At 73.9% G+C, this 20,458-nt stretch carries 18 protein-coding genes; 13 read left to right on the top strand and 5 right to left on the bottom strand.

Annotation, left to right across the window (positions count from 1 at the left end; translation table 11 throughout):
• Window positions 1-53: 53 nt before the first annotated feature.
• Window positions 54-974, top strand: coding sequence for a tyrosine-type recombinase/integrase (locus ACFSBI_RS09655; RefSeq protein ID WP_377934386.1), 921 nt, complete (start codon window positions 54-56; stop codon window positions 972-974).
• Window positions 975-1,034: 60 nt separating this feature from the next.
• Here the strand turns inward: ACFSBI_RS09655 and ACFSBI_RS09650 are convergent, their stop codons facing one another.
• The gene (locus ACFSBI_RS09650; RefSeq protein WP_377934384.1) at window positions 1,035-1,532 is read right to left on the bottom strand and encodes a peptidoglycan DD-metalloendopeptidase family protein; all 498 of its coding nucleotides are present in this window, start codon (window positions 1,530-1,532) and stop codon (window positions 1,035-1,037) included.
• 286 nt (window positions 1,533-1,818) lie between these two features.
• Here ACFSBI_RS09650 and rpsB point away from each other — a divergent pair, with 286 nt between their 5' ends.
• The 9 genes from rpsB to ACFSBI_RS09605 all read left to right on the top strand — a co-directional run bounded on the left by rpsB (window position 1,819) and on the right by ACFSBI_RS09605 (window position 8,587).
• Window positions 1,819-2,904, top strand: a complete 1,086-nt coding sequence (rpsB, locus tag ACFSBI_RS09645; RefSeq protein ID WP_377934382.1) for a 30S ribosomal protein S2 — start codon at window positions 1,819-1,821, stop codon at window positions 2,902-2,904.
• A gap of 88 nt (window positions 2,905-2,992) precedes the next feature.
• Window positions 2,993-3,820, top strand: coding sequence for a translation elongation factor Ts (gene tsf, locus ACFSBI_RS09640; protein WP_377934380.1), 828 nt, complete (start codon window positions 2,993-2,995; stop codon window positions 3,818-3,820).
• Window positions 3,821-3,966: 146 nt separating this feature from the next.
• Window positions 3,967-4,665 carry a UMP kinase gene (pyrH, locus tag ACFSBI_RS09635; RefSeq protein WP_377934378.1) on the top strand — a complete coding sequence of 233 codons (699 nt, stop codon included), beginning with the start codon at window positions 3,967-3,969 and terminating at the stop codon, window positions 4,663-4,665.
• 67 nt (window positions 4,666-4,732) lie between these two features.
• The gene (frr, locus tag ACFSBI_RS09630; protein WP_377934376.1) at window positions 4,733-5,287 is read left to right on the top strand and encodes a ribosome recycling factor; all 555 of its coding nucleotides are present in this window, start codon (window positions 4,733-4,735) and stop codon (window positions 5,285-5,287) included.
• A gap of 4 nt (window positions 5,288-5,291) precedes the next feature.
• Window positions 5,292-6,305 carry a phosphatidate cytidylyltransferase gene (locus ACFSBI_RS09625; RefSeq protein WP_377934374.1) on the top strand — a complete coding sequence of 338 codons (1,014 nt, stop codon included), beginning with the start codon at window positions 5,292-5,294 and terminating at the stop codon, window positions 6,303-6,305.
• Window positions 6,306-6,321: 16 nt separating this feature from the next.
• Window positions 6,322-6,861 carry a DivIVA domain-containing protein gene (locus ACFSBI_RS09620; protein WP_377934372.1) on the top strand — a complete coding sequence of 180 codons (540 nt, stop codon included), beginning with the start codon at window positions 6,322-6,324 and terminating at the stop codon, window positions 6,859-6,861.
• A 55-nt stretch (window positions 6,862-6,916) separates the two neighbouring features.
• Entirely contained in the window at window positions 6,917-7,579 is a 663-nt protein-coding gene (locus ACFSBI_RS09615; protein WP_377934371.1) for an aggregation-promoting factor C-terminal-like domain-containing protein, read from the top strand.
• Window positions 7,580-7,586: 7 nt separating this feature from the next.
• Complete coding sequence (locus ACFSBI_RS09610) at window positions 7,587-7,859, top strand: hypothetical protein (RefSeq protein ID WP_377934369.1); 273 nt, start codon at window positions 7,587-7,589, stop codon at window positions 7,857-7,859.
• Window positions 7,856-8,587 carry an alpha/beta hydrolase gene (locus tag ACFSBI_RS09605; protein WP_377934367.1) on the top strand — a complete coding sequence of 244 codons (732 nt, stop codon included), beginning with the start codon at window positions 7,856-7,858 and terminating at the stop codon, window positions 8,585-8,587. The genes ACFSBI_RS09610 and ACFSBI_RS09605 overlap by 4 nt, the downstream gene beginning before the upstream one ends.
• Here the strand turns inward: ACFSBI_RS09605 and ACFSBI_RS09600 are convergent.
• Entirely contained in the window at window positions 8,584-9,645 is a 1,062-nt protein-coding gene (locus ACFSBI_RS09600) for an AI-2E family transporter (protein ID WP_377934365.1), read from the bottom strand. The genes ACFSBI_RS09605 and ACFSBI_RS09600 overlap by 4 nt on opposite strands.
• An 8-nt stretch (window positions 9,646-9,653) precedes the next feature.
• Window positions 9,654-11,075: a DivIVA domain-containing protein gene (locus ACFSBI_RS09595; RefSeq protein WP_377934363.1), complete on the bottom strand. Its 1,422-nt coding sequence runs from the start codon at window positions 11,073-11,075 to the stop codon at window positions 9,654-9,656.
• A gap of 220 nt (window positions 11,076-11,295) precedes the next feature.
• On the opposite strand from ACFSBI_RS09595, the gene ACFSBI_RS09590 reads away from it, so the two are divergent.
• Together ACFSBI_RS09590 and ACFSBI_RS09585 are read left to right on the top strand one after the other, a co-directional pair.
• Window positions 11,296-13,041, top strand: a complete 1,746-nt coding sequence (locus ACFSBI_RS09590; protein ID WP_377934361.1) for a DUF8094 domain-containing protein — start codon at window positions 11,296-11,298, stop codon at window positions 13,039-13,041.
• A gap of 5 nt (window positions 13,042-13,046) precedes the next feature.
• Window positions 13,047-14,024 (top strand): co-chaperone YbbN, encoded by a 978-nt coding sequence (locus tag ACFSBI_RS09585; RefSeq protein ID WP_377934359.1) that lies wholly within the window; start codon window positions 13,047-13,049, stop codon window positions 14,022-14,024.
• A gap of 851 nt (window positions 14,025-14,875) precedes the next feature.
• On the opposite strand, the gene ACFSBI_RS09580 is transcribed toward ACFSBI_RS09585, so the two are convergent.
• On the bottom strand, window positions 14,876-16,336 hold the full coding sequence (locus tag ACFSBI_RS09580; protein ID WP_377934357.1) for a sugar transferase: 1,461 nt from the start codon (window positions 16,334-16,336) through the stop codon (window positions 14,876-14,878).
• A 318-nt stretch (window positions 16,337-16,654) separates the two neighbouring features.
• Here ACFSBI_RS09580 and ACFSBI_RS09575 point away from each other — a divergent pair, with 318 nt between their 5' ends.
• Window positions 16,655-18,049: a protein kinase domain-containing protein gene (locus ACFSBI_RS09575; protein WP_377934355.1), complete on the top strand. Its 1,395-nt coding sequence runs from the start codon at window positions 16,655-16,657 to the stop codon at window positions 18,047-18,049.
• 45 nt (window positions 18,050-18,094) lie between these two features.
• Here ACFSBI_RS09575 and glgB read toward each other — a convergent pair whose 3' ends face one another.
• Window positions 18,095-20,449: a 1,4-alpha-glucan branching protein GlgB gene (glgB, locus tag ACFSBI_RS09570; RefSeq protein ID WP_377934354.1), complete on the bottom strand. Its 2,355-nt coding sequence runs from the start codon at window positions 20,447-20,449 to the stop codon at window positions 18,095-18,097.
• Between the last annotated feature and the right edge of the window lie 9 nt (window positions 20,450-20,458).

Raw genomic sequence — 20,458 nt, 5'->3', positions numbered from 1 at the left:
CGGACGCGGAGGGTCGCGCGCCCGGCGACCCGTCGAGGGCGCACGCTGGCGGCATGCGTCTCGACGAGGCGGTGTCGAAGCACCGGCAGCACCTCGTGCACGAGCGCGCCTACTCCCCGAACACGGTCGGCGCCTACGCCTCCGACCTCGCGGACCTCGTCCGCTTCGCCGAGACGCGCCGGGTGACGACCGTCGACGGGGTCGACCTCGAGCTGCTGCGCGACTGGCTCTGGCAGGCGACCGAGGCGAAGCTCGCCCGGGCGACGATCGCGCGGCGCGCCGCGGCGGCGCGCAGCCTCACGTCCTGGCTGCACCGGACCGGGGTGGCCCCGCACGACGCCGCCGCGCGCCTCAGGGCGCCGAAGGCGCAGGGGCGCCTGCCGCGCGTCGTGGCCGACCCGCAGATGCGGACCCTGTTCGCCGCGCTCGAGGCGCGCGCCGCCGAGGACGTGCCGGAGGCGCTGCGCGACCTCGCCGTCGTCGAGCTGCTCTACGGCTCCGCGGTCCGCGTCTCCGAGGTCTGCGGCGCCGACGTCGACGACGTGGACTTCGCGGAGCACCGCGTCCGGGTCACCGGCAAGGGCGCGAAGGACCGGGTGGTCCCGTTCGGCGTGCCCGCGGCACGCGCCCTCGGCCGCTGGATCGACCTGGGCCGGCCGGTGCTCGCCGCCGGCGACGCGGGCGCCGGCGGCGACGGCGTCGCGCTCTTCCTCGGCGACCGGGGCGGGCGCATCGGGCCGCGCAGCGTCCACCGCCTCGTCGCACGGCTGCTCGAGTCGGTGCCGGGAGGCGGCCCCTCCGGCCCGCACACCCTCCGCCACACGGCGGCGACGCACCTGCTCGACGGCGGCGCGGACCTCCGCGCGGTGCAGGCGATCCTCGGCCACGCGAGTCTCGGCACGACGCAGATCTACACCCACGTGTCGATGGAGCGCCTCGCCGAGAGCTACCGCCTCGCCCACCCCCGCTCCTGAGCCTCGGTCAGTGTTCGTGCTGCTCCGACGCCGTCAGAGCGGCACGAACACTGACCGAGGTCAGCCGGGGAAGGCGGCGAGGGGGAGGAGGACCGCGCGGTGCGCGCCGCCGAGGTGCAGCAGCGGGGAGACGTAGGCCCAGCCCGCACCGACGCGGACACGCGCGCCGAGGTGGAGGACGCCGGCGGCGTGCGTGCTGCCGGCGGCGAGGGTCCCGACGTCCTGCCCGCGCCGGACGACGTCGCCCACCCGCAGGTCTGAGGCCACGGGCTCGAGGGTCGACCGCACGCCGGCGTGATCGATCGAGAGCACCGGGCGGCCGGCGACCGGTCCCGCGAAGGCGACCACGCCGTCGTCGGGCGCGCGCACCCGCTCGCTCGGCGCGACGGCGAGGTCGACGCCCCGATGCCCCGCCGCGTACGGCGTGGCCGGCGCCTCGAAGCCCCGCAGCACCCGGTGGTCGTCGACCGGCCAGGCCCAGCGGGGCTCGGCAGCGGTCGCGGCACCGCCGCCGAGCAGCAGGCCGGCGGCCACGAGCGCGCCCAGGATGCTCCGCACCCCGGCAGCATGGTCGCGCGGGCGGCGCCGCAGCGGTGCGCGGCGGACCTCCGGGGCGAGCCGGCCGGGAGACCGCCTGGGGAGGAGCGGTCCTCGCCCGGCTGGTAGAGTGCTGGCCGCATCCCGCGCGAGCGGGATGACTTCGCGCGCCCACCACGCGACGCACGGTCATCGGTCCCTGACGGGGCGGCCGGGCGAGCAGCGGCGCCAGGGCCGGCCCGCAGATCCGCGCGTCCGGCGACAACCGAGAACCGCGCCCCTCGAGGGTGCAGACAGGAGCACGGCCGTGGCCGTCGTCACCATCCGCCAGCTGCTCGACAGCGGCGTCCACTTCGGGCACCAGACGCGTCGCTGGAACCCGAAGGTGAAGCGCTTCATCCTCACCGAGCGCTCGGGCATCCACATCATCGACCTGCAGCAGTCGCTGACCTACATCGACCGCGCGTACGACTTCGTCAAGGAGACGGTCGCCCGCGGCGGCACCGTCCTCTTCGTCGGCACGAAGAAGCAGGCCCAGGAGGCGATCGCCGAGCAGGCGACGCGCGTCGGCCAGCCCTACGTGAACCAGCGCTGGCTCGGCGGCCTCCTCACCAACTTCCAGACGGTGGCGAAGCGCCTGCAGCGCCTCAAGGAGCTCGACCTCGTCGACTTCGACGACACGACCCGCGGCTACACGAAGAAGGAGCTGCTGATCCAGCGGCGCGAGCGCGACAAGCTCGAGAAGACGCTGGGCGGCATCCGGAACCTCTCCAAGACGCCGAGCGCGATCTGGGTCATCGACTCGAAGCGCGAGCACCTCGCGGTCGACGAGGCCAAGAAGCTCGGCATCCCGGTCATCGGCATCCTCGACACGAACGCCGATCCGGACGAGCTCGCCTACCCGATCCCGGGCAACGACGACGCGATCCGCTCCGTCGCGCTGCTCACGCGGATCATCGCCGACGCCGCCGCCGAGGGGCTCATCCAGCGCCACCAGGGCACCTCCGAGGCCGACGCCGAGCCGCTCGCGGAGTGGGAGCAGCAGCTGCTGCAGGCGACGGAGAACCCGGTGCCGCTCGACCAGCAGGTCGAGGCCGTCGACGACCGCGTGACGGGGCAGACCGCCGACACGCAGGACCGCATCGACACCGTCGTGGCCGACGTCGTCGCCGAGACCGAGTCGGTCACGGGCGGCGAGCCGGTCGAGCAGAACGACCCGGACGCCCAGGCCGACGCCGAGCTGTCCGCCGAGGCGACCGAGGGCCTGACGGCGCAGCACGCGCCGCAGACCGAGGCCGACGTGGAGGCGCAGGAGCTCGCGAGCACCACGCCCGAGCAGCAGCGTCCGGCCGACATCACCGACCCGGAGGCGACCCCGCAGAACGACGCCTGAGCGTCGTCACCGCGGGCTCCCGCCCGGGAAGCCCTGACCACCTCCGTCCGTTGCAGCGGACGGCACGTGAACACGGAAGGAGTCAGCCATGGCCGCATTCAGCGCCGCTGACGTGAAGACCCTGCGTGACCGCCTGGGTGCGGGCATGCTGGACAGCAAGAACGCCCTGGTCGAGGCCGACGGCGACATCGAGAAGGCGATCGAGATCCTGCGGGTCAAGGGCCTGAAGGGTGTCGAGAAGCGCTCGGGCCGCGCGACGACCGCGGGCCTCGTGACCGCGATCGCCGAGGGCGGCGCCGCGACGCTCATCGAGCTCGCGAGCGAGACCGACTTCGTCGCGAAGAACGACCGCTTCGTGTCGCTCGCCGCCGAGGTGCTCGGCGCCGTCGCGGCGGCGGGGGCGACCGACGTCGAGTCGGGCAACGCTGCCACGCTGAACGGCAAGACCGTGCAGGCCTACATCGACGACGAGGCCGCGCTGCTCGGCGAGAAGGTCGAGCTGCGTCAGGTCAAGCGGGTCGAGGGCGACGAGTTCGCGATCTACCTGCACCGGACCAGCAAGGACCTGCCCCCGCAGGTCGGCGTGGTGCTCGGCTACGCCGGTGCCGACGCCGAGACGGCCCGCTCCGTCGCGCAGCACATCGCGGTCTACGACCCGCGGTACGGCACGCGCGAGCAGGTCCCGGCCGACGTCGTCGAGCGCGAGCGCGAGGTGCTCACCGAGGCGACCCGCAACGAGGGCAAGCCCGAGGCGGCCCTGCCGAAGATCGTCGAGGGCAAGCTGAACGGCTTCTTCAAGGAGGTCGTGCTCGCCGACCAGCCCTACGCCCGCGACTCGAAGGTCGCGACCGGCAAGGTGCTGAAGGACGCCGGCGTCGAGGTCTCGGGCTTCGCCCGCCTGAAGGTCGGCGCCTGACCCGATCAGTCCTGATGAGCCGCCCCCGCAGTCGAGAGACCGCGGGGGCGGTTTCATCTCGTAGGCGGATCTCGGCGAGGCGCCGCGATTCGCCTACGAAATGAAACGCGGTAGCGTCGTCTCCCGGTCGTCGTAAGGGGGAGCGGATGCGCCGGGTCGTGCTCAAGCTGTCGGGTGAGGCGCTGGGAGGCGGGACCTTCGGGGTCGCCCCGGACGTCGTCCGCGGGATCGCGGAGCAGATCGCGGCCGCGGCCGAGGAGGTCCAGATCGCCGTCGTCGTCGGCGGCGGCAACTTCTTCCGCGGTGCCGAGCTGAGCCAGGCGGGCATGGACCGCGGGCGGGCCGACTACATGGGCATGCTCGGGACGGTGATGAACGCCCTGGCGCTGCAGGACTTCCTCGAGCAGGCCGGCGTGCAGACGCGCGTGCAGTCCGCCATCGCGATGACGCAGGTCGCCGAGCCCTACATCCCGCGCCGCGCCATCCGCCACCTCGAGAAGGGCCGAATCGTCATCTTCGGCGCCGGCGCCGGCCTGCCGTTCTTCTCCACCGACACGGTCGCCGCGCAGCGCGCGCTCGAGACGCACGCCGACGAGGTGCTCGTCGCCAAGAACGGCGTCGACGGCGTCTACTCCGCGGACCCGCGGAAGGACCCCTCCGCGGTGAAGCTCGACCACGTCACGTTCGGCGACGCCCTGCGGCGCGAGCTGAAGGTCGTCGACTCGACCGCGTTCAGCCTCTGCATGGACAACGACATGGCGATGCGGGTCTTCGGCATCGAGGGCGACGGTGCCATCACCGATGCGCTGCGCGGCGCGGAGGTCGGGACGGTCGTCTCCGCCTGAGCGGGCGCCGGGCGACGCCCGGCAGGCCCCCGGTAGACTCCCGGGGCCGGACAGGAAGGGGCCGATCGTGATCGCGGACGTGCTGCAGGAGGCGGGCGACCGCATGGCGAAGGCCGTCGACGCCGCCAAGAACGACTTCGACACCGTGCGGACCGGGCGGATCAACCCCGCCCTGTTCCAGCGGATCAACGTGGACTACTACGGCTCGCCGACGCCGCTCGCGCAGCTGGCGAGCCTGCAGGTGCCGGAGGCGCGGATGCTCGTCGTCACGCCCTACGACAAGAGCGCGCTGAAGGACATCGAGAAGGCGATCGCGACCTTCCCGAACCTCGGCGCGACCCCGACGAACGACGGCTCCATCGTGCGGGTCGTGATGCCGGAGCTGACGCAGGACCGCCGCAAGGAGTTCGTCAAGCTCGCCCGCAGCAAGGGCGAGGACGCGCGCGTGGCCGTCCGCAACATCCGCCGCCGGGCGAAGGACGACCTCGACGCGCTGACCGGCGAGGTCGGCGACGACGAGATCTCCCGCGGTGAGAAGGAGCTCGAGGCGGTGACGAAGCGCCACATCGACCAGATCGACGAGGCGCTGAAGCGCAAAGAAGCAGAACTGCTCGAGGTCTGATCCGATGACCGATCGGCGGCCGGAGCGACCGCGCCGCCCCAGGAACAGCGCGGAGCTGCAGGAGCAGCTGCGGGCGACGCGGGATGACATCCGCGAGCAGGTGCGCGCCACCCGCGCGCAGTTCGACGAGGCGAACGCCCGCCTGACCGCGCGCAGCGGCCGGAACCTGGTCTTCGCGATCGGGTTCGGCGTCGTGCTCGGCGGGCTCGTCATCGTGAGCCTCGTCGTCTGGAAGCCGCTGTTCGTCCTCATCGTGATGGCGCTCGTCGGGGTCGGCACGTCGGAGCTCGCGGGCGCGCTGCGCACCGCCGGTGTGCGCGTGCCGCGGGTCGGTTCGGCCGTCGCCGGCGTGCTCGCGATCGTCGTCACCGCCGTCGCCAGCGTCCCGGCCGCCGGGTCGGACCCGGCTCCCGCCGCGGCCCCGGAGCTGCTGCCGGGAGGCTGGTTCCTCGCCCTGCTCGGCGCCGTCGTGGTGGCGGTCGTGTGGCGGCTCGCCCAGCAGGCCGCCGTCCCCGTCCCGCCGCGGACGCTCGGCCGCGACGTCCTGCAGACGGCGTTCGTGCAGCTCTACGTGACCGGCCTCGGCAGCTGCGCCGCCGTGCTCGTCGTGCAGCCGCGGGGGCAGTGGTGGGCCCTGTCGTTCCTCGCCGTCGTGGTCGCGGCGGACATCTTCGCGTACGTGACCGGGCTCCGCTTCGGCAGGCACAAGATGGCGCCGAGGATCAGCCCGGGCAAGACCTGGGAGGGGTTCGCGGGCGCCGCGATCGCCACCGTGCTGCTCGGCGCGGTGCTCGCGCCCTGGCTGCTCGACCGGCCCGTCTGGTTCGGGCTGCTGTTCGGCGCCCTGATCCTCGTGACCGGGACGATGGGCGACCTCGGGGAGTCGATGATCAAGCGCGACATCGGGGTGAAGGACATGTCGTCGTGGCTGCCCGGCCACGGCGGCATCCTCGACCGGATCGATTCGGTGCTTCCGTCGGCCGCTGCGGCGCTGCTCCTCTACTTCGCGACCACCTGAGGGCATCATGTCGGCCATGCCGACGACCTTCCCCCGTGAGCGCCGCCGAGTCGGGTACGACCCCGAGGAGGTCGACCGCTTCATCGCGGCCGCCCGTGCCGCCTACGACGCGCCGGGTCGACGGCTCAGCGCCGGGGACATCCGCCGCACGGCGTTCTCGATGCGGCGGGGCGGCTACGCCACCCGCGCGGTCGACGCGGCGCTCGAGCGGCTCGAGGACGCCTTCGCGCGCCGGGAGCGGGAACATGCGGCCGCCTCGGGCGGCGAGCGCCAGTTCTACGCCGAGACCCGCAAGCTGGCGAAGGAGATCATCGGCCGGCTCGAGCGGCCGGACGGGCGCCGCTTCGCCCGGGTCGGCGTCACCCGCATCGGTTACTCGGTCAAGGAGGTCGACCGCTTCGCGGTGCAGGCGCGCTCGTACTTCGAGGACGGGGCCAAGGTGCCGGTGGAGCAGGTGCGTCAGGTCGCCTTCCGCGCGCAGCGGGGCGGCTACAGCGAGGCGCAGGTCGACCTGCTGATCGACGGCCTCGTGGAGACGATGCTCGCGGTCCGCTGACGCGCCGCGGCGGCGCCCCGGCGCGTCGGCCCTCGCCGGGTACCGTCGGGTCATCGTGAGCATCTGGTCGACGGGGGAGCGGCGGGCTGCGGGACGCGGGGCGGTGTCGCCCGGTCGCCGGCGGGCCCGGAGGGTCTTCAGCGCGCTGGTGATGGCGGTGGTCGCAGGCATGCTGCTCGTCACCGTGGTCGACCCGTACGCCGGGGCGACGGCGTCCAGCTTCTACCGCGAGCCGGCGATGGTGCAGGGCTCCGGCGTGCAGCGCTACGCGATCAGCGGCGGCTACGTGCTCGTCGATCCGAAGCGCGACGGCTACCAGGCCTACACCGCTCCGGCGCCGAGCGCGGCGAAGGCCGGTCCCGGCGGTGGCGGCAGCACCGGCACGAGCGGCTCCGGCGGCTCGTACACGACGCCGGTCGGCGTCGCCCAGACCTATGCCGCGAAGGCCGTCGCGAAGCGCGGCTGGGCGCCCAGCGAGTTCAGCTGCCTCGTGAGCCTCTGGAACCGCGAGTCCGGCTGGAACACCCACGCGGCGAACCCGGGCAGCGGCGCCTACGGCATCCCGCAGGCGCTGCCCGGCAGCAAGATGGCCGCGGCGGGCGCCGACTGGCAGAACAGCTACGCCACGCAGATCACCTGGGGCCTCGGCTACATCGCCGGCTCGTACGGCAGCCCCTGCGGCGCCTGGGGGCATTCCAACGCCCTGGGCTGGTACTGATGGTGTCGTGCCGCGCAGGAACAGGATCCGGGGGGACGAGCCGCCGCCGCTCAGGCTGAGCGGCGGCCCCCGCCTCGAGGTGCGCGGCGGCCGGGAGTGGCACGTGCAGCCGATCTCCGCCGCACAGGCGCTGAAGGCCTACCGCTGCCCGGGCTGCGGCGGCGAGATCGAGCCCGCGGTGGCGCACCTGGTGGCGTGGCGGGCCGACGGGGTGCTCGGCGACGCCGCCGACCTCGCGGCGCGCCGGCACTGGCACCTGCACTGCTGGCGGGCCGCATGACCCCGATCCGGAGCGGCACGGTGCTCGCCGCGCGGCGGGAGGACGTCGCGTTCGACACCGCGGACGGCCTGACCCTGGTGGGCGAGCTGGCGCTGCCCGCGGACCGCGAGCCGGCGGCCACGCTCGTGTGCCTGCACCCGCTGCCGACGCACGGCGGCTTCATGGACAGCCACGTGCTGCGGAAGGCGGCCTGGCGGCTGCCCGCGCTCGCCGACCTCGCGGTGCTGCGCTTCAACACCCGCGGCACGACGAGCCCGCGCGGCACGAGCGAGGGCGAGTACGACGGGGGAGTGGCCGAGCGCTCTGACGTCGCGGCGGCCGTCGCGTTCGCGCGGGAGCGGGCCCTGCCGTCGCCGTGGCTGCTCGGCTGGTCGTTCGGCACGGAGCTCGCCCTCAAGTACGGGCCGGACGAGGACGTCGAGGGCGCCGTGCTGCTGTCGCCGCCGCTGCACCGCACGAGCGAGGCGGAGCTCGCGCGCTGGCACGGCCTCGGGCGCCCGCTCGTCGTCATCGTGCCGGAGCTGGACGACTACCTGCGCCCCGAGGCGGCCCGGTCCGCCTTCGCGGTCGTGCCGGAGGCGCACCTGATCGCGGTCGAGGGCGGCAAGCACCTCTGGGTGGGCGAGACGCAGGTCCGCCGGGTCCTCGACGAGGTGGTCGCCGCGGTGCGGCCCTCGGCCGCGCCGCTGCCGACCGAGGTCCCCGACGAGCTGGTCGCGGGAGCCTAGGACTCCGCCTGCTTCGGCACGATGATCTGGTCGACGATGAGCAGGATCGCCGCGGCGACCGGGATCGCGATCAGGGCGCCGAGGATGCCGAGCAGCGTCCCGCCGGTCAGCGCCGCGATGACGACCACGACGCCCGGCACCTTGACCGCCCGGTTCATGATCCGCGGGCTCAGCAGGTACGCCTCGACCTGCATGTACACGAGGTAGTAGATGGCGGTGATGACCCAGATCGGCAGGCCGTCGCCCGTCGCGTTCGGCATCAGCAGCAGCTGTCCGAGCACGATGAGGACCGCGCCCGAGATGGTGCCGACGAGGGGGATGAGGCTGCCGAGGAAGGCGATGAAGGCGAAGACCGCGGGCAGCTGCGCGCCGACGACGGTCAGGAACACGAAGCTGAGCACCCCGTTCACGAGCGCGAGCCCGACCTGCCCGATCACGTAGCGTCCGACGGCCTGGAAGATCTGCTCGGCGATGCTCGCGAACCGCTGCCGGCGCGACATCGGCACGAGGCGGTAGAGCGCGCCCTTGAACTCGTTGATCGAGGCCGTGAAGTACAGGGTGAGGATCACGACGATCACCGAGCCGCCGATGCCGCCGAGGATGCCCGCGCCGATCGACAGCACGCCTCCGGTGATGACGCCCGCGTTGTCCTGCAGGTACTGCGTCGCCTGGTTCAGCAGGTCCTGCACGTTCACGTTCGGCACGGCGGCCTGCACCTGGCCGATGAAGTCGTCCCAGCCGTTGTAGCCGCTCGCGATCCGGGTCACCTGGTTGATGAGGTTCGCGCCCTGGGAGACGATCACCGGCACGATCAGGAAGGCGATCGCGACCACGACGCCGAGCACCACGACCACCGCGATCAGCATCGCGAGCCAGCGCGGCAGGCGCAGCCGCTCCAGCTGGGAGACGAGCGGGTCGAGCCCGAGCGCGAGGAAGACGGCGGTCAGCACGTAGGTGAGCACCGTGGCGAGCTGGAGGACGGCGGCGCCGATCGCGATCGCCAGGAGCACGCCGAGGGCGGCGAACAGGCCGGTGGTGAACGGCCGCTGCAGCTTCACCGCAGGGATCAGGTGTCGGCGTCGACGGGGGCCGCGCCGGCGAGCGCACCCCGCAGCGACTCGAAGTAGTGCGCGATGCCGTCCCGCTCGTCGCGCAGCTCGGCGAGCCGCCGCTCCGCGTCCCGCACCAGCGTCGCGGACCGCTGCTCGGCCTCGGCGACGATGGCCTGCGCGTGGTCGCGGGCGGCCGCGAGCGTCTCGGTCGCCTCGGCCTGGGCGGCGTCCTGCGCCCGCCGGCCGTCGACCTCGATCTGCATCTGCAGCGCGTCCGCCTCGAGCCGCTTGTCGGCGCTGCGCCGCACGGCGTCGGACAGCTGCGCGTTCGCGTCGTCGAGGTAGCGCTGCGTGGAGGCGACCGCCTCCTGGTGCCGCGCCAGGTAGTCCGCCTCCGCCTCCGCCCGGCGGGACTTCAGCTCCACGTCCAGGTCCAGCCGCGCCTGCTCCACCTCGCGCGCCGCCTCGTCGCGGAGCGCGGCGAGCTCGGCGTCGAGCGCGTTCCGCAGGGCCTCGTGCTCCCGCAGGTGCGCGAGGCGCGTCGACTCGAGCTCCTCGAGCAGCGCGGCCCGCGCCGCCTCCGCCTCGCGGGCGATCGCGAGCCGCGAGGTCTCGGTCTCGCGGGCGACGTCCGCGCGCGCCAGCTCGGCCTTGCGGTTCAGGTCCGCGTGCGCGCGCTCCACCTCCGCGTCGGCCTCGGACCGGACCCGCTCGGCGTACGCCTCCGCGTCCTCCCGCAGGGCGGCCATCTCGCGCTGCAGCTCGGCGCGCCCGAACTCCGTCTCGCGGACGAGCCGCGCCGCGTCCTCGCGGGCCGACTCGGTCTCGCGGTCCACGACCGCCCGCAGCTCGGCGGCCTCGCGCTCCGCGTCGGCCTTCAGCGCCGCCGCCTCCCGCTTCGCCGTGCCGCGCACCTCCGCCGCCTCCGTGGCGACGGCGCCGCGGATCGCGGCCGCTTCGCGCACCGCGTCCTGCGTCGTCGTCTCCGCGTGCAGCTCGGCGCGCTCGACCATCGCGTCGGCGTCGAGCCTGGCGCGGTAGAGCATCTGCTCCGCCTGCTCGCGGGCGTCGCCGACCAGGCGGTCGGCGAGGTCGGTCGTCTCGAGGCGGAGGCGGTCCGCGTCGGACTGCGACGCGGCCCGCAGCTTCTGGGCGTCGATGTCCGCGAGCGCGATGACCTTGGTCGACTGCTCCTCCGCGAGCCGCAGCAGGCTCTCGAGCCGGTGGCCGAGCCCGGAGTACGTGGGGGTGCCGACCTCCTCCAGCTCGCCGTCGAGCTCGTCGACCCGCGCCGTCAGCCGCTTGATCTCGCGCTGCGCCTCGGCGAGCGAGCCGTTCGCCTTGATCAGCTCGCGGCGCAGCTCCTGCATCGCGCGGTCGACCTCGTCGCGGTTGTAGCCGCGCATCGTCGTCGTGAACCCGGACTCGTCGGACACGGACGCTCCTCCCACGGATCACCGGTGCGGCACGCGCGCCGGAGGCATGCGCGCGCCGGCGTCGGTTACGCAGTGTAGGTGCGGGAGCGGACCCGCCGCCCGCATCGGAGGCGCGCCGTGCGTCGTCCCCGAACGGGGGAGGGGCCGTGCTTAGGCTGACGCGGCCCTCGAGGGGACGGCGCGCGCGATGCGGCCGCGGGGCGTGACAGGAGGGAGCGCGATGCGGTTCGCCATCGCACTCGTGGCGCTGCTCGCCGCGGCCGTGATGATCGTGGCCGGGGTCGCCCAGCGCACGTTCCTGAAGCCGCCCACGACGATCTCGATGAGCGCGTCGGCTCCGGCCGACGTGGACTACGTCGTGATCCCGTCCTCCGTGCTCCGCGCGCACCCCGGGCAGCAGCGGCTCCGCCTCGAGGGCGACGGCCCCGTCTTCGCCGCCTACGGCCGCACCGCGGACGTCACCGCCTGGCTGTCGGGCGAGCGCTACGCCCGCCTCGGCGTCGATGCGGAGGCGAAGGCCGCCACCTCGCAGGTCGCGGTCGCCCCGAGCGTCGCGGGCCTGACCGGCGGCGGCGAGCCGGACCCGGCGGGCTCCGACCTCTGGCTCGACGAGCGGTCCGGCGATCGCGCCCTCGACTGGCCGGTCGACCTGCCCAAGGGCATGTCGATGATCGTCGCCTCCGACGGCGCCCACCCGGCCCCGTCCACCATCCGCCTCACCTGGCCGGTCCCGCCGACCACGCCGGTCTCCGGGGTCCTGCTCGCCGGCGGCGGCGCCCTCGCGGTGCTGGGGCTCGTCCTGTACGTGTGGGCGCTCGCGCACGTGCGCCGCAGCCGCGGCCCGCCTCGCAAGCCGCCGTCGAAGCGCAACCGGCGTCCGCAGCCGCCGCGGTTCAAGCCGACCGCGCCGGTCACGAGCGGGCCCTCGCGCGGCCGCCGCAGCACCGCCGGCCGCTCCGCGGTGCACGCCGCCGCGCCGATGCTCGGTGCCGCGCTCGTCGCCGGCATCGTCGCTTCCGCCGCCGGCACCGCGCCCGCCGCCTCCGCCGCGCCGCGGGAGCCGGTCGCCACGGTGGGGGAGCAGCAGGCGCAGCGCATCGTCCTGCACGCCGCCGAGACGGCCGCGAAGGCCGACGGCCGCCACAGCGTCAAGCTCGCCGAGCGGCGGTTCGCCGGGCCGGCGCTCGAGCTGCGCACCGCGGCGTACGCCATCCGCAAGAAGGACAAGAAGTACGCCCTGCCGCCCGCGCTGCCGGGCGCCGGCGCGCAGCTGAAGCTGATCCTGCCCGAGGCGACCGCCGGGTGGCCGCGCTCCCTCTTCGCCGTGGTGGAGGACCCGAGCGAGAAGGACAAGGCGCCGCTCGCCCTCACGATGATGCAGGACGACCCGCGGGCCGCCTACAAGGTGCACTACGCCATGGAGCTGCCGTCGGAGACGGTCCTCCCCGTGCTGCCGTCCGCGCTCACCGGCGCCAAGCGCCTCAACCCCCAGAACACCGTGCTGCGGGTCGCCCCGGCGGACCTCGCGACCGACTACGGACGGGTGCTGCGCAAGAGCGACGCGAAGGAGGCGGCGCTGTTCGACACCAGCGGCGACGCGCTCGTGAAGAACGTCGGCGAGGCCGCGAAGAAGAAGATCGCCAAGAAGCTGGGCGGCACCGCCTCCATCTCCTTCGCCGACAAGACGGTCGACCCCGAGCAGGTGGTCGCCCTGACCACCGCGAACGCGGTCGCGCTCGTGTCGGTGAACCTCGAGGAGAAGTGGACGGTCAAGCCGAAGCGCTCCGGCGTCACCGTGCGCCCGAGCGGCGGGACGAAGATCCTCGCCGGCACCTCCTCCACCGGCAAGGGCATCCAGTCCGTCTACGGCTACCAGCTGCTGTTCCAGGTGCCGTCCGCCGGCTCCACGGAGCCGATCAAGCTGCTCGGCTACGCTCAGGGTCTCGTTTCCGCGAAGGAGTTGTAGCGCCCGTGCCTGCCGTACCCGCACCGCCGCCAGGCGGCCTCCGCGGGGCGATCGACCTCTCGCCGCTCGTCGCGCGCAAGACCCAGCAGGCGGCGCAGGCCGCGCGGGGTCAGCAGGCGCCGCAGCAGGACGGGCAGGCGGCCGCCGCGCCCGAGCAGTCCCGCGTCGTCGTCGAGGCGGGGGACGCCGAGTTCCCGCAGCTCGTCGAGCTGTCGCGGACCGTTCCCGTCGTCGTCGCGCTCATCGCGACGTGGAGCACGCCGTCCCAGGACCTGCTGACGCCGCTGCGCCGTGCGGTCGAGGCGGAGGCCGGGCGGCTGGTGCTCGCGATCGTCGATGCGGACGCGAACCCGCAGGTCGCCGAGGCGTTCCAGGCGCAGTCCCTGCCGACGGTCGTGGCCGTCGTCGCCGGCGCGCCCGTCCCGCTGTTCGCCGGCGTGCTGCCGGAGGAGCAGATGGGGCCGCTGTTCCAGCAGCTGCTCACCCTCGCCCAGCAGCACGGGGTGACTGGCAGCGTCCCCGACGCGGGCGGCGACGGCGCCGAGGGCCCCGCGGAGCCGGAGCCGGCACCGCTGCCGCCCCTGCACGTGGAGGCCTACGCGGCGATCGACCGCGGCGACTACCCCGAGGCGGCGCGACTGTTCCGCACCGCGATCGCGCAGGACCCCCGCGACACCGCGGCGCCCGCCGCGCTCGCGCAGGTCGAGCTGCTCGACCGGCTGCAGTCGCTGCCGGCCGACGCGCGAGAGCGCGCCGCCGGCGATCCCCGCGACGTGGACGCGGCGCTCGCGGTCGGCGACCTCGACGTCTCCGGCGGTCACCTCGACGACGCGTTCGGGCGGCTGCTCGACCTCTTCCCGACGGCGACGCCGGAGCAGAAGAGCGTGCTTCGTCAGCGTCTGCTCGACTGGTTCACGCTCGCCGGCCCCGACGACCCGCGCGTGCCGCCGGCCCGCCGCCGCCTCGCGAACCTCCTGTACTGAATCGATAGAACGGAGTCGGCTCGGGGATGCTCCGCATCCCGTCGCCGCCTCCGGTGTCGCTGGCGCGACACGGCTCCGCTGCGCTCCGCGTCCGGCCGAAAGGCCGGAGAGGCTGAAGCCTCAGCTGCGCTGTCCCGCGCTGCGCTCCGTCTGCTCGTTGGTCGAGGTGCGGAGCGCAGCGGAGCCTGCCCTCCGTCTGCTCGTTGGTCGAGGTGCGGAGCGCAGCGGAGCCTGCCCTCCGCGTTCGGCCTGAAGGCCGGAGAGGCTGAAGCCTCAGCTGCGCTGGCCCGCTGGTCGAGGTGCGGAGCGCAGCGGAGCCTCGAGACCACCCCGGCTCGCGAGCGCCGGCGCCCGAAGCCGGGAGGGGGCTGAGGCGGGGGCGTTTGGTGGCACCCGATGCCCGCTCGTGTGTTCCGGTGCCCCCTCGTGGGTTCCGGTGCACGTGCAGGTGCCCTCGGCGCACCGGAACCGACGCGGCGGCACCGGATCCTGCAGCACGGCGCGGCGCATGCAGGTCGACGTCACCGATGCAGGCTCGATCCGGCCGTTCCCTCCTGCATCCCCGACAGCGGCCTGCATCCCCGACATCGGCTGCAACCCCGCTAACTGCCTGCAGCCCGCCAACTGCCTATATCCGCGACATCGAGCTGCGTCCGCAGCCGCAGCCGCAGCCGCAGCCGCATCCGCACCCGCAGCCGTTCGCGCGCCTTCGGCGCCGCGGCGCGAAGCGGGGGCTTCAGCCCCTCCGGCCTTTCGGCCGAACGCGGAGCGCAGCGGAGCCGCGTCGCGCCAGCGACGCCGGTGGCGGTGAGGGGGCGCGGAGCGTCCCCGAGCCGACACCGTCAATGAATTCAGTACGCCCCGTCGCTCGCGAGCACGGCGCGGGCCGTGCGCCAGAGGATCTGCAGGTCCTGCGTCAGCGACCAGTTCTCGACGTAGTAGAGGTCGAGCCGGATGCCGTCCGCCCAGGCGAGGTCCGAGCGGCCGCTGACCTGCCAGAGCCCGGAGAGGCCCGGGGTGACGGCGAGGCGGCGCAGCTCGCGGCGGTCGTACTCCGACACCTCCGAGGGCAGCGCGGGGCGCGGGCCGACGAGGCTCATCTCGCCGCGCAGCACGTTGATCAGCTGGGGCAGCTCGTCGAGCGAGTAGCGGCGCAGCACCCGGCCGACGCGGGTGATGCGCGGGTCGTCGGCCATCTTGAACAGGCCCTTGCCCATCCCCGCGGTCAGCGCGGCACGGCGCTCGTCGGCGTCGGCGCACATCGAGCGGAACTTCAGGATCGAGAACGGCTCGCCGTTGCGGCCGACGCGCTCCTGCCGGTAGAGCACACCGCCGGGGCTGTCGCGGTGCACGAGCACGGCGATCGCGATGAGCACGGGGGAGAGCAGCGCGAGCACGGCCGAGGACACGACCACGTCGAACACCCGCTTCGCCGCGCGACCGGCACCGCGCTGGTGCGGCGTCTCGACGTGGATGAGCGGCAGGCCGGCGGCGGGGCGCAGGTGGATGCGGGAGCCGCCGACGTCGGTCAGCTCGGGGGCGAGCACCAGGTGGTGGGCCGGGTCGAGGTGCCAGGCGAGGTCGCGCAGCCGCTCGGCGGGCAGGCGGTCGCTGCTCGTGGCGATCACGGTGTCGGCGCCGAGCATCCGCATCGCCTGCGGCACGTCGTCGACCGTGCCGACGACCGGCAGGTCGGCGATGCTGCCGCGGACGTCCCCGTCGGTCGGCGCGACGCCGACCACCCGGTAGCCGTGCCCGGGCTGCCGGGCGAGGTCGAGCGCGGTCCTGACGACCGTCTCGGTCGAGCCGACGAGCACGACCCGGTGCGAGTAGGCGCCGGCGGTGCGGCGGGCGATCAGCCAGCGGCGCCAGAGCAGGCGGCCGCCGAGCAGCGCCCCGGTGCCGACCGGGACGACCGCCGCGACCCACACCCGGGAGAGGTCGAGGCCGAGGAAGAACGCGGCGACGATCATCACGATCAGGGTCGCGGTGCCGGCGCGGATCACGCGGCGGTACTCCGTGGAGCCCGAGCCGATCTCGTCCTCGTCCCGGCTGTCGAAGACCGCGAGCAGCACGATCCAGACGAGCGCGAGCGCGGCGGACACGATCGGGTAGCCGATCAGGGCCTCCGCCCCGGCCCGCGTCGTCAGCGCCTCGGCGCGGGACAGCACCAGCAGGTGCGTCACGAGCACGGCGAGTGCGACGACGGCGGTGTCGGTGAGGAACAGTCGGCGGGCGTAGCGGCCGGCCCAGCGGACGGCGGGCGCGGCGACGGTGCGGGACGCGGTCAGCGTCACGGGGGAAGCGGTCATCGTGGGGGAGGTCCTCTGGGTGAAGGACCGGCGGCCGAGGGGGCGACCGGAAGCGGAGCGCCGCGGGGACGGCGCGATTCGGGTCACGGGCTCCCGGTGGGTGCCGGAAGGGGGTTCCCGTGTGGGGACGACGCTACGACGGCTGGCTTCCCGGGGACAAGCCGTGTCCTCCGGAATGCGGACCCCAGTGCGGGGGACGGGCGGGGACGGGCGCCGATGCACGGATCGCGGCGGCAGGTGGACGGTTCGCGCAGACCCCGTGCGCTGCACGGCGCCCGTGCGTCAGAGTGAGGCTCTGCGACAGGAGGACGGACCGCCGTGAGCCAGGACGCGACGCGCCCCATCTCTACCGATCAGCGGCTGCCGGCCGCGCTCGCCGACCGCTACGTGATCGGCTCCGTGCTGGGCCGCGGCGGCGCCTCCACCGTCTATGCGGCGCGCGACCTGCTGCTCGGGCGCGAGGTCGCGATCAAGGTCTTCACCGAGCGCGCGGTGTCGGCCGACGAGCTGCGGGTGCAGCAGGCGGAGGCGCAGCTGGTCGCCCGCCTGAGTCACCACGCGCTCGTCACGCTGCTGGACGCCGGGGTGGACGCGAGCGAGCCGGCCTCACCGCGGATCTACCTCGTGATGGAGCGCACCCCCGGCGTCGACCTGCGCGAACGCCTGCGCTCGGGGCCGCTCCCGGCGAAGCAGGTCGCGTACCTGGGGTTCGACCTGGCCGACGGGCTGCACCACGTGCACGAGCACGGGTACCTGCACCGCGACGTGAAGCCGGCGAACGTGCTGCTCGACCTCCGGAACGAGGAGGTCCGGGTCCGCGGCAAGCTGACGGACTTCGGGATCTCCAGCATCATCGGGACCGAGCAGGGCGAGTTCACGACGGGCACCGCCGCCTACCTCGGCCCGGAGCAGGTCGAGGGCGAGGACGCCGTGCCCGCGACGGACGTGTACTCCCTCGGGCTCGTGCTGCTCGAGGCGGTCACCGGTCGGGTGGAGTACCCGGGCACCGTGTTCGAGTCCGCCGCTGCGCGGCTCGACCGCGACCCGGTGGTGCCGGACTCCGTGCCGGCGGGCGTGGCGACGGTGCTGCGCGGGATGCTGCGCCGGCGGCCGGAGGAGCGCCTCACCCTGCCGGAGGTGTCGGTCGGCCTGCAGAACGCGCTGATCGACGAGCTCGTGCGGGAGCGCGCCCTCGACCCCGCCCTCCTCGGGGCGGACGAGGGCGCCCGCGCGACCGCCGCGCACCGCTTCGACGTGCTGGGCGACGCGCCCGACGAGGCCTTCGACCGGGTCGCCCACCTGGCCACCCGCCTGCTGCGGGTGCCCGCCGCCTTCGTGTCGCTCGTCGACGCGGACCGCAAGGTGATCAAGGCGGCCCGCGGTCTCGGCGGTTCGAGGATGGAGGTCGCCCGCAGCGAGGCGCTGTGCGCGATCCCCGTCCGCACAGGGCGACCCGTGTCGATCAGGGACGTCCGCGCGGACCCGCGCACCGCGAGCAACCCGATCCTGGTCGCCGACCCGGGCCTCGCCTCCTACGCCGGCGCGCCGCTCATCACCCACGACGGGCTGAGCATCGGCGCGCTCGGCGTGCTCGACCGCGTGCAGCGCGACTTCGACGAGGACGAGCTGGACGACCTGGCGCAGCTCGCCGTCGTGATCGTGCGCGAGCTGGAGCTGCGCCTCGCGGCGCGCCGCGTCGCCCTGCGGGGCTGAGCCGGCGGGCCGCCGCCCCGCAGGGCGACGGCCCGACCGCCCGCGCTACTTCCGGGACTTCGGGCGCAGGTAGAGCGCGCCGAGCGGCGGGAGGGTCAGCACCGCCGACGCCGGGTGGCCGTGGCTCGGCTCGTTCTCCGCGACGACCGCGCCGTAGTTGCCGACGCCGGAGCCGCCGAACTCACCGGCGTCGCTGTTCAGCAGCTCCTCCCAGGTGCCCGCGAAGGGCAGGCCGACGCGGTAGTCGCCGACGGGCCGGCCCGAGAAGTTGAACAGCGCAGCGATCGGGTTGCCGTCGCGGTCCCAGCGCAGGAACGACAGCACGCTGTTGGCCGCGTCGCTGCCGTCGATCCAGCTGAAGCCGGCGCTCGTGGAGTCCTGCTCCCAGAACGACGGGTTCTCGCGGTACACCCGGTTCAGCTGGGACACGAAGTTCAGCAGGCCGCGGTGCGCCGGCTGGTCGAGGATCCACCAGTCGAGGCTCCGGGACTCGGCCCACTCGCTGCGCTGCCCGAACTCCTGCCCCATGAACAGCAGCTGCTTGCCCGGGTGGGCCCACTGCAGCGCCAGGTACGCGCGCACGTTGGCGAGCTGCTGCCAGGGATCGCCCGGCATCTTGCCGATCAGGCTGCCCTTGCCGTGCACGACCTCGTCGTGGCTGATCGGCAGGATGAAGTTCTCGCTGAACGAGTAGAGGAACGAGAACGTGAGCTCGTTCTGGTGGTGGCTGCGCCACATCGGGTCGTTCGCGATGTAGCGCAGGGTGTCGTTCATCCAGCCCATGTTCCACTTCAGCCCGAAGCCCAGGCCGCCGTGGTCGGTGGGGTGCGTGACGCCGCCCCAGCTGGTCGACTCCTCCGCCATCATCATCACGCCGGGGTGCAGCTTGTAGGCCGTCGCCGTCGTCTCCTGCAGGAAGGCGATCGCCTCCAGGTTCTCCCGGCCGCCGTAGCGGTTCGGCACCCACTGCCCGGCCTCGCGCGAGTAGTCGAGGTAGAGCATGGAGGCCACGGCGTCGACCCGCAGGCCGTCGACGTGGAACTCGTCCAGCCAGTACAGGGCGTTCGCGACGAGGAAGTTGCGCACCTGGCTGTCCCCGTAGTTCGGGATCAGCGTGCCCCAGTCCATGTGCTCGCCGAGGCGCGGGTCGCTGTGCTCGTACAGCGGTTCGCCGTCGAACTGCGCGAGCGCGAACGCGTCCTTCGGGAAGTGCCCGGGCACCCAGTCCATGTAGACGCCGATGCGCGCCTGGTGCAGGCGGTCGATCAGGTAGCGGAGGTCGTCGGGGTGGCCGAAGCGGCTCGTCGGCGCGTAGTACCCCGTGACCTGGTAGCCCCACGACGGCTCGTAGGGGTGCTCGGCCAGCGGCAGGAACTCGACGTGGGTGTAGCCGGTCTCGTGCAGGTACTCGATCAGCTGGTCGGCCGCCTCGCGGTAGCCGAGGCCCTGCCGCCACGAGCCGAAGTGCATCTCGTAGACGCTGATCGGGGTGTCGTTGGGGTTCTGCGCCGCCCGGGCGCTCATCCATGCGGAGTCGCCCCAGACGTACCCGCTCTCCGTGACGACGGAGGCGGTGGCGGGCGCCTGCTCGGCGTGCCGCGCCATCGGGTCGGCCTTCTCGATCCACTCGCCGTGGCGGGTGAGGATCTCGAACTTGTACGCGTTGTACGGGTCGAGGCCGGGGACGAACAGCTCCCACACGCCCACGCCGTCGAGGCGCCGCATCGCGTGCAGGCGGCCGTTCCAGTTGTTGAAGTCGCCGATGACGCGCACGGCCCGGGCGTGCGGCGCCCAGACGCTGAACGAGGTGCCCCAGCTGCCCCGGTCCACCCCGTGCAGCTCTCGGTGGTGCGCGCCGAGCATCTCCCACAGCCGCTCGTGGCGGCCCTCGCCGAAGAGGTGCAGGTCGACCTCGCCGACGGAGGGGAGGAAGCGGTACGGGTCGTCCGTCGTCCAGGTCGACTCGTCGTACGTCGTCTCCAGCACGTAACCGGTGAGGCCGGCCGTCGACACGCCCTGCCAGACGCCCTGTCCGACGTGCCCGAGCTCGACGCGGTCGCCGGAGTCGAGGACGGCGACCACCTGCCGGGCGAGCGGGCGGAGCGCGCGGATCACGACGGCGCCGGTGTCGCCCACCGGGTGCTGGCCGAGCACGGAGTGCGGTCCGCTGTGGGTGCCGTCCGCGATGCTGCCGAGCACGTCTTCGCCCGGCACCGGCGCCGCGGGGTCGTCCTCGGGCGTCTCGACCGGCTCGGCGGTCTCGGACGTGCCGGCCGCGTCGCCGCCGGTCGCCTCCTCGGGCACCTCGGGCGACGGGGGTGCCGTCTCCGCCGCGCCCTCGAGGGTGCCGTCGGGGAGCGCGGCCGGCGCGTCGGCGGTCTTGGCGGTCTTCCTGGGCATAGCGGACCT

It is taken from the genome of Amnibacterium endophyticum (assembly GCF_042680685.1).
Classification (GTDB): domain Bacteria; phylum Actinomycetota; class Actinomycetes; order Actinomycetales; family Microbacteriaceae; genus Amnibacterium; species Amnibacterium endophyticum.
This window is presented reverse-complemented; position numbering and strand designations above follow the sequence as displayed.